This window comes from Gottfriedia acidiceleris (assembly GCF_004138285.1).
Taxonomy (GTDB): domain Bacteria; phylum Bacillota; class Bacilli; order Bacillales; family Bacillaceae_G; genus Gottfriedia; species Gottfriedia acidiceleris_A.
On sequence record NZ_SCFN01000001.1, the window covers coordinates 114,381 to 128,260 of the forward strand.

A 13,880-nucleotide genomic window follows, 5' to 3' on the forward strand; every position below is an offset into this window, starting at 1 on the left:
GATAGCATAATGATGTAGAACATAGATATAATATTTTGCTAAGTAAAGATAGATATAAACCACAAGTTTGTACAAAGTTTTTAGGGGGGCTTTAGGGCATGCACATCGTTACAATAGGGATTAATTATAAAACTGCCCCAGTTGAAGTGCGAGAAAGGGTAGCATTTGCTCCAAATGAACTACAGGACGCAATGAACTCATTAAAAAATGAAAAAAGCATTTTGGAAAACATTATTGTTTCTACTTGTAATCGTACGGAGATTTATGCAGTTGTCGATCAAGTTCATACTGGTCAATATTATATGAAACGCTTTTTATTACAACGTTTTGACTTAAAAGACGAGGAATTATCACCATATTTAATCATTAAAACTGGAAATGATGCAATCAACCATTTATTTACTGTAGCAAGTGGTTTAGATTCAATGGTAATTGGTGAGACTCAGATTCTTGGACAAGTAAAAGATAGTTATTTACTTGCTCAAGAGAATAATGTAATTGGTACGATTTTTAATCAATTATTTAAGCAAGCAATTACATTTGCAAAAAAAGTTCACTCAGAAACTGGAATCGGTGAAAATGCTGTTTCTGTAAGTTATGCTGCTGTAGAGCTATCAAAAAAGATTTTTAGCAATTTAAAAGGCTGCAATGTACTGATTGTTGGAGCAGGAAAAATGAGTAACTTAGCTTTACAAAACTTGTATTCTCAAGGTGTAGGAAAAGTTACAGTTATAAACCGAACTGTTGAAAATGCTGTTAGACTTGCAGACCAATTTAATGGAATCGGAAAAGGGTTAGAATCACTTGAAAATGCTTTAAAAGAAGCAGATATCGTTATTAGTTCAACGGGATCAAAAGAATACGTGATTACAGAAAAAATGATTCGTCGAATTGAAAAATCAAGAAAAGGTAACCCACTATTCTTAGTCGATATCGCTGTTCCAAGAGATATTGAACCATCAATTCATAATATTGATAGTGCATTCTTATATGATATTGATGATCTTCAAGGAATTGTTGCAGAGAATTTAGCAGAACGTGAACGTGAGGCAGTAAAAATTAAGAAGGCAATAACTGAAGAAATTGAAAATTTTCAATCTTGGTTATCAATGCTAGGTGTTGTTCCAGTAATCTCTGCATTACGTGAAAAGGCGTTAGATATTCAGGCAGATACAATGAGTAGTCTAGAGAGAAAACTTCCTCATTTATCTGAAAGAGATTTAAAAATTATTCAAAAGCACACAAAAAGTATCGTAAATCAACTTTTACGAGATCCAATTATGAAAGCAAAAGAAATGGGTACATCTAAACACTCAGAAGCACAAATTGCCCTTTTTAAAGAAATATTTAGTCTAGATGAAATTTTACAAGAATCTAAAGATGAAAAACACATGCAAACCAACCAAGAAAAAGAGACTATTTCTTTAAAACAAAACTTAGGTTTTTTATGAGGTTTAGTTAGTGGCGCTTTTGGAAAGTAGTTTTATCTATCACTTATTAATCTTATTGTTTGCATGGAGTATCGTTTTTTCTTTTATAGATTTTGTAGATACAAATAGGATGGCAAGTCGAGTAGCATTTTATTTGCTAGCAATTGTTTGGGTGTTTTCTTCAGTTTTAATGATTTACACCATTAGCCAATACAGTTTATATTCCTTTATTACTTCCAGGGAAGGGCTATATATTTATGTATGGATCATAATATCACTATCAATGGTTATTAATTGGGTAGTAAAACTAGAGTACTTAGTTTTCTTTACAAATGTTGTTTCTTTTTTAGTATTTTCATTATCAATTTTAATTCCGAAGGCGGGTAAAACAGCTACATTAGTTGATCAGTTAAAATCGGAGTTATTATATATCCATATTGGACTTGCTTTCTTAGCATACGGTGCTTTTACCCTGTCCTTTATTTTTTCCGTTATGTACATTTTCCAATATGTTTTATTAAAAAAGAAGAAATGGTCTACACATTTAAAGAAATTGGGGAGTTTAGGTAAGTTGGAAAAAATGTTTATTACATTTAACTTATTTGGAGTTCCACTAATGCTAACTTCTCTTATTTTAGGTGTTATTTGGGCAAGTATTCGATTACACACATTTGTTTGGTATGATATGAAAGTAATAGGCTCATTTTTCGTTTTAATCATGTATAGTACATTTATGTATTTAAAGGTAAGCAACCGTTTCTATGGCAAATCTCTTTGCATATTTAACATCTGTTGCTTCTTAGTTTTGTTCGGAAATTATGTTGTTTCAAATCTATATTCAAAGTTTCATTTATGGAGTACGTAAGGAGATATAACGATGCGTAAAATAATAGTTGGTACACGAAGAAGTAAACTAGCATTAACACAAACGAAATGGTTTGTAGAGAAACTAAAAGAAGTAGCACCCGATTATGAATTTGAGTTAAAGGAAATCGTTACAAAAGGTGATGTAATACTTGATGTAACGCTTTCAAAGGTTGGAGGAAAAGGTTTATTCGTTAAAGAAATTGAACATGCAATGCTAACGAGTGAAATTGATTTAGCTGTACATAGTATGAAGGATATGCCGGCTATTTTACCTGAAGGCTTGATGATTGGATGTACTCCAAAACGCGTTGATCCTAGAGATGCCCTACTTTCAAATAGTGGAAAAGGATTAATGGAACTTGAAGAAGGATCAATTGTCGGTACAAGTAGTTTAAGGAGAAGTGCTCAAATTAAAGCAGTTCGTCCAGATCTACAAATCAAATGGATTCGTGGAAATATCGATACACGTATTCAAAAGCTAAAGGATAATGAATACGATGCGATTATTCTTGCAGCAGCTGGTTTAACAAGAATGGGCTGGGCTGAAGAAAGTATAACCGAATACATTGACGAAACAGTCTGTGTACCAGCAGTAGGTCAAGGTTCACTTGCTATCGAATGTCGTGAAAATGATACAGAAATCCGTGATTTACTAAATAGACTGAATGATGAATTAACATATACAACAGTAGAAGCTGAACGTGTATTTCTTCATAAAATGGAAGGTGGTTGCCAAGTTCCTATTGCTGGATTTGCAACGATTGATGACAAAGATGAAATCTCGTTAACAGCGTTAGTAGCTAAACCAGATGGAACAATCATCTTAAAAGAAACTGTTAAAGGTACTGATCCAACTGAAATTGGTGAAAAAGCTGCAAATCTATTAATTGAACGTGGAGCAAAGGATATCATTGATTCTGTAAAAGAGGCAGCGGATGAATAATTCCTTAAATGGAATGAAAATATTAGTGACAAGGGCAGAGCAACAAGCTGATGAATTTAATCATTTAATTCATCAGTTTGGTGGTTGTCCTATTAATCTTCCACTTCAAAAAATAGTTAAAAGTAATATTTCAATTAATGAATTGGAAAAATTAGTTCTTGATACAGAATGGATTTTATTCACAAGTGTTAATTCAGTAAATTACTTTGTGCAAAATATTACAAAGGATCTAAAAGAAAAAATTCTTCAAAAAAAAATTGGTGCTGTCGGAGAAAAAACAAAGAATCGATTAATTGAAGAAGGATTTGAAGTAGCTTTCCTTCCAAGTCAATTTACTGGTAAAACATTTGCTTCTGAGTTAAGTTACATAGTAGAAAAAGGAACAAAATTTTTATTTTTACGTGGCTCTTTAGCGAGTGATAACGTTCCAAAAATACTAGAAGAAAATGGTCATGTAGTTAATTTATTAACTGTTTATGAGACTATTACAAATCTAGGTATTAAAAATGAACTGTTAAATTTATTAAAAAATAAAAAACTGGATGTGATTACTTTTTTGAATCCATTTAGTGTAGAACAGTTTTGTTTTTTGATTGGAAATGCAATTAGTATGGTAGATTTAAAAAACATTCAAATTGCTTGTATTGGCGAAGTAACCGCACAAAAAGCTAGAGAAAAAGGTTTGAATAATATTATTGTTCCTAGTAAATTTACAACAGAGGCTTTAATTAAAAAAATAGTAGATGATATTGATTAATCAGATCGTCTTTAAAAAGAAGGAGAAAAAAATGACTTATTCTATTCCGTTTGATCGTCACCGTCGTTTAAGAAGCACACAAGCATTACGCTCTATGGTTAGAGAGACTCATTTACATAAAGAAGATTTTATTTATCCTCTTTTTGTTGTTGAAGGACAAGGGGTAAAAAATCCTATTAGTTCAATGCCAGGTGTATTTCAATTTTCGTTAGATGAATTAAAAAAAGAAATGGATGAAATTGTATCATTAGGTATAAAATCTGTCATATTCTTTGGTATTCCTGATGTAAAAGACGCAGTAGGTTCAGAAGCTTACTGTGCAACTGGAATCGTTCAACGAGCAATTTCACAAACGAAGGAACAATATCCTGAAATGATTGTTATTGCAGATACATGTTTATGTGAGTATACAGATCATGGACATTGTGGAGTTTTAGAAGATGGGTATGTTAATAATGATGAATCGTTAATACTATTAGCAAAAACAGCAGTAAGTCAAGCACAGGCTGGCGCAGATATTATTGCCCCTTCAAATATGATGGATGGATTCGTAGCAACAATTCGTCATGCTTTAGATGAAGCTGGATTTGATAATATTCCAATTATGTCATATGCAGTAAAATATGCTTCAGCATTTTATGGGCCATTCCGTGAGGCAGCTCAAAGTGCTCCAGGACAAGGTGATCGTAAGGCTTATCAAATGGACCCTGCAAATCGTTTAGAAGCGTTCCGTGAAGCAGAATCAGATACAGTTGAGGGTGCAGATTTCTTAATCATTAAACCAGCTCTTTCATATTTAGATATCATTCGTGATATCAGAAATAACTATCACCAACCAATCGTTGCTTATAATGTTAGTGGAGAATATGCAATGGTTAAAGCTGCAGCTTTGAATGGTTGGATTGAAGAAGAAAAGGTAGTTATGGAAAAATTAATTAGTATGAAACGTGCTGGTGCAGATATGATTATGACTTATCATGCTAAAGATGCTTGCAGATGGTTATCAGAAGGGAAGTAATAATAAATGAGATCATATAACAAGTCAATTGAAGCGTTTGAAGAGGCAAAACAAGTACTTCCTGGTGGAGTAAATAGTCCTGTACGTGCATTTAAAAGTGTTAATATGTCACCAATTTTTATGAGTCATGGAAAAGGTTCTAAAATATATGATATTGACGGAAATGAGTATATTGATTATGTACTATCATGGGGGCCTCTAATTTTAGGTCACTCAAATGAGCGTGTAGTTGAAGGCTTAAAGCGAACAGCAGAAACTGGAACTAGCTTTGGGGCACCAACATTAAAAGAAACAGAATTAGCTAAACTTGTTATCGAAAGAGTGCCTTCGATTGAAGTTGTTCGAATGGTTAACTCAGGAACAGAAGCGACAATGAGTGCTTTACGTCTTGCTCGCGGATTTACTGGTCGAAACAAAATTTTAAAATTTGAAGGATGCTACCACGGACATGGTGATTCCTTATTAATTAAAGCTGGTTCTGGTGTAGCTACACTTGGATTACCAGATAGCCCTGGTGTACCTGAAGGTGTTGCGTCTAATACAATCACTGTTCCTTATAATGATTTAGAAAGTATAAGATATGCTTTTGAACAATATGGAGATGACCTAGCAGCGGTTATTGTTGAGCCTGTTGCAGGTAATATGGGTGTTGTTCCACCAGTTGAAGGTTTTTTAGAAGGCTTAAGAGAAATTACGACCCAATATGGTACATTATTGATATTTGATGAAGTTATGACTGGCTTCCGTGTAGGTTATAATTGTGCACAAGGTCATTTTGGTGTAACACCTGATATCACTTGCTTAGGAAAAGTTATCGGTGGAGGTTTACCAGTAGGTGCATATGGTGGTAAAGCTGAAATCATGAATCAAATTGCTCCAAGTGGCCCAATTTATCAAGCTGGAACTCTTTCAGGAAATCCTTTAGCGATGACGGCTGGTTACGAAACATTAAGTCAGCTATCTAAAGAAGATTATGTAGAATTTAGCCGTAAAGCTGATCTGCTAGAAGCTGGTTATAAAGCTGCAGCTGAAAAATACAATATTCCACATTGTATTAATCGTGCAGGTTCAATGGTTGGATTCTTCTTCACAAACGAAAAAGTTGAAAATTACGAAACAGCAAAAACTTCTAATTTAGAAATGTTTGCTAAATACTATCAACTAATGGCTGAACAAGGTGTCTTCTTACCACCATCACAATTTGAAGGTCTATTCTTATCAACTTCACATACAGACGAAGATATTCAAAAAACGATTGCAGCCGCTGAATACGCATTTTCGCAATTAGTTTAATTTAAGGTGGTGTCCTATTTTTAGGGCACCATTTTTTGTTATAGAAAATAGAGTTGGTAAAACTTCAGTAGAACGACTGTAGAGAAAAATAGAGAAGTTCAAGCTACAAGTAGATATAGAGAATCGCAAATAAGATGACGATTTATGCAAAATAGATGAGGAGAAACTACGAAGAAGTGTAAAATGCAAATAAAATCGGGAAATCGCAATTAAAAATCGAACAAACGCAAATAAAATCAGAGAATCGCAAATATTATTAGAAAAACTGCAATTAAAATCCCAAGAATCGCAATTAACATATAAAAATTACCCATACCAGTTGAGGTATAGTGACAATTAATTTCAATGACATAGTTGGCCATTTTTCTCTTTAGTTTTTTCTGAGACTATTCGTCCAGTGCTTCCTAAATCCTGCTCTTGTTTTTTCTTTTTCCTATTCCCTTATCACTGTTTTTCTTTAATCCTGCGAGTATTAAACCTTTCTTAATATAAAATAACAATCTTTTCTTCATAAATTATTCGTTTCTTTCATAAAAATGTAATGTCATAGACCAAATTGGACGATGAGAGGAGGACATTAAGGTGTCTTCAGAAAATCAAACAAACATTCGCTTTTCATTGAAAGAAACTGTCTGGTTCCAAAAAGGACAGGAAGTTAAAGAGGTAAGGTCACTCTCGTTAAATCCAGACATTACTATACAGCAATTTGAAGAATATGTTCAAGTGAAGGGTGTCTTAACCTTAGAAGGTAATTACACACCTGATTTGGCGAATCAAGGTGATTATTACTCATTAAGAGAATTAGCACCTTCAAGAATGATTGAAAATGTAATCGTTCTTGAAGATGGAAGTTGTGAATTGAATCATCAGTTCCCTGTAGATATTTCAATACCATTAACTAGAATTACTGATCTTGAAAATCTATGTGTTTCTGTAGAGACATTTGATTATCAATTAGCTGAAAAAGGAAGTATTCAAATTGCTGCTGATCTATGTATATCTGGTCTACATGACCATAATAGAGCAGTAGAAACTTATCAAGAACAAAGAGGGTATGAGCAATATAATAGCTACTCATACGAAAATGAATATCGCTCAAGTAATGTAGGAAATGAAGGATATGTGTATCAAGAAGAAAGAGAACAAGAAGAACAATTCCAGTTCTTTCATCAACCAACTTCGGAACAGGAAACAAGTGAACAAGATAATCTTTACGGAAGTGATTGGATTCAATCCCTTGAAGAGAATGATGAACAAGAAGAACAAGACACATATCCTGGGCAACCTACTTACTTAGAGGTTTTTCAGCCTGAAGAAGTAGTTGAAGAACGAGTCGAAGCAGTTGAAAATGAAGTGGAACATTATTATGAGTTAGAAGAAAGCAATGAACAAAGTTTTGAAGAGGAACAACAAGTTGAAGAACATCATTCTACTGTTGAATTTATGGCCCAGTCAGAGCAGTCAGAACAGTTAGAAGAACAATCAGAAGCTCAAGAGGAAGAAGAATATGAAGAAGTATTTAGAGGCTTTAATATATCAGCTGAAGCAATTGAAACACGAGAAGTAGAACCACAAGCAGTGGAACCACAAGTAGTTGATACAACCCCGAGCTTCTTAATGAATAATAATGATGCAGAAGCTAGTCAAAATGAAAATGATTCACAGGCATCTAACGATGTAAATAGTACGTATAATGAGCGACCTAGTTTCTTGAATAATGATTTTAATGTACACAGTTATTTAGACAATTCATTAAATAGTAGACCTAGCTTCTTAGATAATGATTTTAGCACTTTGCAAAATGCTAATAACGAAAGCAATGCGCAAAAAGAAATAGAAAAATATGAAGAACTATATAATCGAACTTTAGAGCAAAACTATCAACCGTATGTTAACCAACAATATCAGCAAGCACCATTTGCATATAATCAAAATCAGCAACAATTCTATCAAAATCCATTCCCTCAAGTAAATCAAGAAAATACTTTCGCGAATCCAAATGATGTTCGTCAAACACCACCTTATTATGCGGATTATTATCAAGCTCAAGTAGAGCAGCAAGAAGCACCACCTGAATTACCAAAAGTAGAAATAAATGCTGAACCAGTTGTAAACAAGGAAGTAAAAGAAGAAGTAAGTGAAGCAAGAAGTGTTAAAAGTGACAATCTACTTTCAAGTTTGTTTACTGGCGAAGGACGAGAAGATTCTTATACTAAATTAAAATTATATTTAGCTCAAAATGGAGATACAATTGAATCTGTAGCTAAAAAATATAACTTACAAACTCAACAGTTAAATCGTGTTAATAACTTGAATGATGAATTTTTATCGGAAGGGCAAATCATTTATATTCCTGTATCTGCTATAAAACAATAACAATATGGTGAGAGCTTTGTATTAGTTAAGACACTTGTCTACTAATACAAGGCTTTTACGCATTTAGAAAGTGAGAGTGACGCATCTTGTATAGAAAACCTAAAGATGAAATAAGCGTCATTTTAGCACAGTATCATATTGTCCCAAATTATTTTGAAACTGTTGGTAAGGTAGTTAAGATCTATACGAATCAAGGTGTATTCGCACTAAAAGAAGCCAATGTGAATCGAGTTTATAGAAATAATTTGATTGAAAATGTTCGTTCTTTACAAGATAAAGGCTTTCGAAATGTTGTACCAATATATCATACCCAGAGTGGAGATTATATTGTTGAATTTAATACAAAGCATTACTATTTAATGCCATGGATTGAAAGTGTTGATGAAAAGTCAGATGAGAATTTACATTTTCAACGAATGTTTACTTCACTGGGGAAAATGCACAACAGTACACAAAAAGAGAAAAAGGTAGATAAAGATCAATTACAAATCCATTATGATACGTTAACAAAAAGGTGGAGTAAAGATAAAGATGTATTGGAAAATTTTATTGAAGTTGCAGAAGATAATTGGTATATGTCACCTTATGAACTAAGTTATTGTACGTATTTTCATAAAATATTAAGTGCACATCAATTTGCTAAGGGACAGTTAGATGAATGGTTTAAAAAAATGAAGGAAACTGAAAATACTAGAGTTGTCATGAACCATGGAAATTTATCTATTTCTCACTTTCTTGTAAATAAAAGAGGTGAAGGTGTCTTTATCAATCTAGAAAATGCACAAGAAACTACACCAATTCAAGATTTAACTAACTATTATAAGAATTCTTTTAAAACATATCCTATTCAGCAACCTGATCGTAATAATTGGCTTAATTTGTATGAAAAGAATTTTTCATTAAGAGAAGAGGAAAGAATGTTATTTTTAAGCTATATGGCATATCCAACTCAGTTTTCTTCCAAAATTTCTAAATATTTAAAGCGATCAGGGGTTAATAATGAAAAAGACAATGTAAGAGATTTATTAAATGCATACTGGCATATGATTAATATTGAATATTTTGTCTCTAAAATACAAGAGGATATTGAAGCAGCAAAATCTATAGATGGTTTATGAATTCAGACTGCATAATTAAGAGAAAATAAAAACATCTATCCGAAAATGTATCACCGCATTAATATTAATGGTGCTGGAGAGTACATGGATAGATGTTTTTTATGTTTATTATTTTACATGACGTTTAATAGCGTTTACTACACTTTTACGTACAAAATCCTTGTCCGTAATATGATCCTTTGAAAAAGAGATTCGAACATTATTTTCATCAGTACCAAATAACTTAGAAAACTTACCTGTTGTTTCTTTTTGTTTTTGATTAAGTTGGAGAATTAAGTCGACTGTTTTGTCAAAGCTTAAATAGTTAACTTCAACCTCCTCTAATTTTCCACGGAATTCGCCATTCATTGGGTAAAATTCAAATTCTTGAATAATTTTTCCATATTTCTTTTTGTTTTCACTATCTCTTAATACAAATCCTTCTTCTTGAAGTGCCTGGATTACCGTTTTTAAGCCAACTGAAGGAACTACTTGAACGCCATCAGCATCATATTGGTCAACAGCTTTTTCTATTTCTAAATGTGTTTTAATCCAAATATGGGATTTATGAAGTGATACTGGTGTATTTTCAGATAAGGTGAAAAAGAAAGGAATAACAACTTCTTCATTTGCATTTATTATACGATCAACTGATACGATAAATTTTTGTAAAGTACCATTCTTATTAATAATCTTATCATTTGATTCAACTTGATATTCAGTCATTACATGTAAAAAGACGGAATCTAGTTCTTGTTTAACTCGACCACCTTTTATATATAATTCACCTTTTACTCGTTCACCAGCTTGATATTCTTTTTTTTCAAGCTTTGTATCGATTCTCGTTCCACCGATTCCGAGAACACGAGCTAATGTATTTTTAAATAAACCCATGAATATCCCCCTAAAAATTATATCTACATACTATATAATTATCGCATAATTAAATAAGTACTAGTATACCAGAATGTTAAATAATCATTACAATTATTTTTCGTATTTTTTTTATGTATTAAAAAATGTGGTACGATATTGACACATATTGAATAATCTAGAAAGAAATAAGAAATACTGTTGACTAAGCTTAAGTAAATTTTGTAGACTATTACATATATTCATAATGAAATGCAATGATAGGGAAGAGTACAACGAACTAGTTCTTCAGAGAGGAAACCATTTGGTGGGAGGTTTCTAGAAAATAGAGTTGGAATGTCGCCCTTGAGCAGTGACTTCGAAAGCTTTTTGTGATTAGAAGTTACCGGATGATCCGTTATCTTTTTTAAGTGTGTCAGTTAAACACAAGTTTTTTCTGGCAAAAAAAGGTGGTACCGCGAATTCAACTCCATTCGTCCTTTTCAAGGATGAATGGAGTTTTTTTATTTTTCAATAATTATTAGAGGAGATGAATCCGAATGGAAACTACAAAAAAATCATTACCAACAAAATATGATCCGAATTTAGTTGAAAAAGATCGTTACCAATTTTGGTTAGATGGGAAATTCTTTGAAGCGCAAGTGGAATCAGAAAAGCCGAAATATACAATCGTAATTCCTCCACCAAACGTAACTGGAAAATTACACTTAGGTCATGCTTGGGATACAACATTACAAGATATCTTAACTCGTACTAAACGAATGCAAGGTTATGACGTACTTTATCTACCTGGTATGGACCACGCTGGTATTGCTACACAAGCAAAGGTTGAAGCGAAACTACGAGAAGAAGGCTTATCAAGATATGATTTAGGACGTGAAAAATTCCTAGAAAAAGCTTGGGAGTGGAAAGAAGAATATGCTTCTCACATTCGTTCTCAATGGGAAAAAATTGGTTTAGGTTTAGATTACTCTCGTGAACGCTTCACATTAGATGAGGGTCTATCTGATGCAGTAAAAGAAGTTTTCGTTAAGCTATACAACAAAGGATTAATCTATCGTGGTGAATATATCATCAACTGGGATCCAGCAACCAAAACAGCTTTATCAGATATCGAAGTTATTTATAAGGATGTTCAAGGTGCATTCTACCATATGCAATATCCTTTAACAGACGGAACTGGAAAAATTCAAATTGCAACTACTCGTCCTGAAACAATGCTTGGGGATACTGCAATTGCGGTTCACCCAGAGGACGAAAGATATAAAGCAATGGTTGGTAAAACAGTTACACTTCCTATCGTTAATCGTGAAATTCCAATTATTGCTGACGATTATGTTGATATGGAATTTGGTACTGGAGTTGTAAAAATTACTCCTGCCCATGACCCTAATGATTTTGAAGTTGGAAACCGTCATGACTTACCTCGCATTCTTGTAATGAATGAAGATGGTACGATGAATGAAAAAGCAGGAAAATACAATGGTATGGATCGCTTTGAATGCCGTAAACAAATCGTTAAAGATTTACAAGAGATGGGTGTTCTTGTTGAAATCGAAGAACATATGCATTCTGTAGGTCATAGTGAACGTAGCGGAGCAGTTGTTGAGCCATATTTATCTACTCAATGGTTTGTTAAAATGCAACCACTAGCTGATGCTGCAGTTGCATTACAAAATTCAGATGATAGCGTAAAATTTGTACCTGATCGTTTTGAAAAAACGTATCTACGTTGGATGGAAAATATCCGTGACTGGTGTATTTCACGCCAATTATGGTGGGGACATCGTATTCCTGCTTGGTACCATAAAGAAACTGGTGAGATTTATGTAAATCAAGAGCCACCAGCTGATATTGAAAATTGGAATCAAGATAACGATGTTTTAGATACTTGGTTCAGTTCAGCATTATGGCCATTCTCAACTTTAGGTTGGCCAAATGAAGAAAGTAAGGATTTCCAAGCTTACTTCCCAACAAATGTATTAGTAACTGGTTATGATATTATTTTCTTCTGGGTATCACGAATGATTTTCCAAGGAATTGAATTTACTGGTAAACGTCCATTTAATGATGTTTTAATTCATGGCTTAGTACGTGACGAGCAAGGACGTAAAATGAGTAAATCACTTGGTAACGGTGTTGACCCAATGGATGTTATTGAGAAATATGGAGCAGATTCATTACGTTACTTCTTAACAACAGGAAGCTCACCAGGCCAAGATTTACGCTTCAGTATTGAGAAAGTTGAAGCTACTTGGAACTTTGTAAACAAAATTTGGAACGCATCTCGTTTTGCTTTAATGAATATGGAAGGCTTCACATATGAAAATATCGATTTAACGAAAGAAAAATCTGTTGCTGATGAATGGATTTTAACTCGCTTAAATGAAACAATTGAAAGTGTAACAGCCTTAATTGATCGTTATGAATTTGGTGAAGTTGGCCGTGTACTTTATAACTTCATTTGGGACGATGTTTGTGACTGGTATATTGAAATGGCTAAGATTCCTTTATACGGTGACAATGAAGATGCAAAAAATATGACTCGTTCAGTTCTAGCACATGTATTAGAAAGTACAATGAAGCTTTTACATCCATTTATGCCTTTCGTTACTGAAGAAATTTGGCAATCTCTACCTCACCAAGGGGAGTCTATTACAGTTTCTGCTTGGCCAACAGTTAGAGAGGAATTAACGAATAAAGAAGCTTCTGAAACGATGAAAATATTAGTTGAGTTAATTCGTTCAGTTCGTAATATTCGTGCAGAAGTAAACACGCCAATGAGCAAAAAAGTTCAATTAATGATCTCTGCAAAGGATGAAACGATTGCAGCTGCATTAGAAGAAAACCGTTCTTATATTGAGCGCTTCTGTAATCCAGAAGAATTAACAATTTCTACTAACTTAACTGCACCAGAAAAATCGATGTCAGCAGTAATTAGTGGGGCTGAGCTTTATCTTCCTCTAGAAGGTTTAATAAATCTTGACGAAGAGAAAAAACGTTTAGAGAAAGAATTAGAAAAATGGACTAGTGAAGTTGAACGAGTTCAAAAGAAATTAAGTAACCAAGGATTTGTAGCGAAAGCTCCTGCAGCAGTTATTGAAGAAGAGCGTCGTAAAGAAAAAGATTATCTTGAAAAACAAGAATCTGTAAGAGCTCGAATTGCAGAACTAAGTAAATAAGTAGTTAAAGCAGTCGTTCTAATTGACTGTAATAAAAGTTAGTA

Annotated in this window: 10 protein-coding genes and 1 other annotated feature; of the genes, 9 read left to right on the top strand and 1 reads right to left on the bottom strand. The window is 33.2% G+C overall.

Going from position 1 to position 13,880, the window contains the following annotated elements; genetic code table 11:
- Positions 1-98 precede the first annotated feature (98 nt).
- From hemA to ysxE, 8 genes are all read left to right on the top strand, one after another.
- Entirely contained in the window at positions 99-1,451 is a 1,353-nt protein-coding gene (hemA, locus tag EP747_RS00550; RefSeq protein ID WP_129688053.1) for a glutamyl-tRNA reductase, read from the top strand.
- Positions 1,452-1,461: 10 nt separating this feature from the next.
- Positions 1,462-2,295 carry a cytochrome c biogenesis protein CcsA gene (gene ccsA / locus EP747_RS00555; RefSeq protein WP_129688054.1) on the top strand — a complete coding sequence of 278 codons (834 nt, stop codon included), beginning with the start codon at positions 1,462-1,464 and terminating at the stop codon, positions 2,293-2,295.
- 12 nt (positions 2,296-2,307) lie between these two features.
- Positions 2,308-3,240 carry a hydroxymethylbilane synthase gene (gene hemC, locus EP747_RS00560; protein ID WP_129688055.1) on the top strand — a complete coding sequence of 311 codons (933 nt, stop codon included), beginning with the start codon at positions 2,308-2,310 and terminating at the stop codon, positions 3,238-3,240.
- On the top strand, positions 3,233-3,997 hold the full coding sequence (locus EP747_RS00565) for a uroporphyrinogen-III synthase (RefSeq protein WP_129688056.1): 765 nt from the start codon (positions 3,233-3,235) through the stop codon (positions 3,995-3,997). Before hemC ends, EP747_RS00565 begins: the two co-directional genes overlap by 8 nt.
- Positions 3,998-4,028: 31 nt before the next feature.
- Positions 4,029-5,015 carry a porphobilinogen synthase gene (hemB, locus tag EP747_RS00570; protein WP_097978417.1) on the top strand — a complete coding sequence of 329 codons (987 nt, stop codon included), beginning with the start codon at positions 4,029-4,031 and terminating at the stop codon, positions 5,013-5,015.
- A 6-nt stretch (positions 5,016-5,021) separates the two neighbouring features.
- Positions 5,022-6,308: a glutamate-1-semialdehyde 2,1-aminomutase gene (gene hemL / locus EP747_RS00575; RefSeq protein WP_129688057.1), complete on the top strand. Its 1,287-nt coding sequence runs from the start codon at positions 5,022-5,024 to the stop codon at positions 6,306-6,308.
- A gap of 582 nt (positions 6,309-6,890) precedes the next feature.
- Positions 6,891-8,684 (top strand): LysM peptidoglycan-binding domain-containing protein, encoded by a 1,794-nt coding sequence (locus tag EP747_RS00580; RefSeq protein WP_129688058.1) that lies wholly within the window; start codon positions 6,891-6,893, stop codon positions 8,682-8,684.
- A gap of 86 nt (positions 8,685-8,770) precedes the next feature.
- Positions 8,771-9,802 (top strand): spore coat protein YsxE, encoded by a 1,032-nt coding sequence (ysxE, locus tag EP747_RS00585; protein ID WP_165346752.1) that lies wholly within the window; start codon positions 8,771-8,773, stop codon positions 9,800-9,802.
- Positions 9,803-9,910: 108 nt separating this feature from the next.
- Here ysxE and EP747_RS00590 read toward each other — a convergent pair whose 3' ends face one another.
- Positions 9,911-10,675, bottom strand: coding sequence for a sporulation protein (locus EP747_RS00590; protein WP_129688060.1), 765 nt, complete (start codon positions 10,673-10,675; stop codon positions 9,911-9,913).
- A gap of 227 nt (positions 10,676-10,902) precedes the next feature.
- Positions 10,903-11,138, top strand: a binding site (T-box leader).
- A gap of 55 nt (positions 11,139-11,193) precedes the next feature.
- On the opposite strand from EP747_RS00590, the gene EP747_RS00595 reads away from it, so the two are divergent.
- Positions 11,194-13,836: a valine--tRNA ligase gene (locus tag EP747_RS00595; RefSeq protein ID WP_129688061.1), complete on the top strand. Its 2,643-nt coding sequence runs from the start codon at positions 11,194-11,196 to the stop codon at positions 13,834-13,836.
- The last annotated feature ends 44 nt before the right edge of the window (positions 13,837-13,880 follow it).

What these genes read in the sequence shown, in the direction of transcription:
- hemL (WP_129688057.1), top strand. Translation starts at nt 5,022, where the DNA reads ATGAGATCATATAACAAGTCAATTGAAGCGTTTGAAGAGGCAAAACAA.
- hemB (WP_097978417.1), top strand. Translation starts at nt 4,029, where the DNA reads ATGACTTATTCTATTCCGTTTGATCGTCACCGTCGTTTAAGAAGCACA.
- EP747_RS00565 (WP_129688056.1), top strand. Translation starts at nt 3,233, where the DNA reads ATGAATAATTCCTTAAATGGAATGAAAATATTAGTGACAAGGGCAGAG.
- EP747_RS00595 (WP_129688061.1), top strand. Translation starts at nt 11,194, where the DNA reads ATGGAAACTACAAAAAAATCATTACCAACAAAATATGATCCGAATTTA.
- EP747_RS00590 (WP_129688060.1), bottom strand. Translation starts at nt 10,675, where the DNA reads ATGGGTTTATTTAAAAATACATTAGCTCGTGTTCTCGGAATCGGTGGA.
- hemC (WP_129688055.1), top strand. Translation starts at nt 2,308, where the DNA reads ATGCGTAAAATAATAGTTGGTACACGAAGAAGTAAACTAGCATTAACA.
- hemA (WP_129688053.1), top strand. Translation starts at nt 99, where the DNA reads ATGCACATCGTTACAATAGGGATTAATTATAAAACTGCCCCAGTTGAA.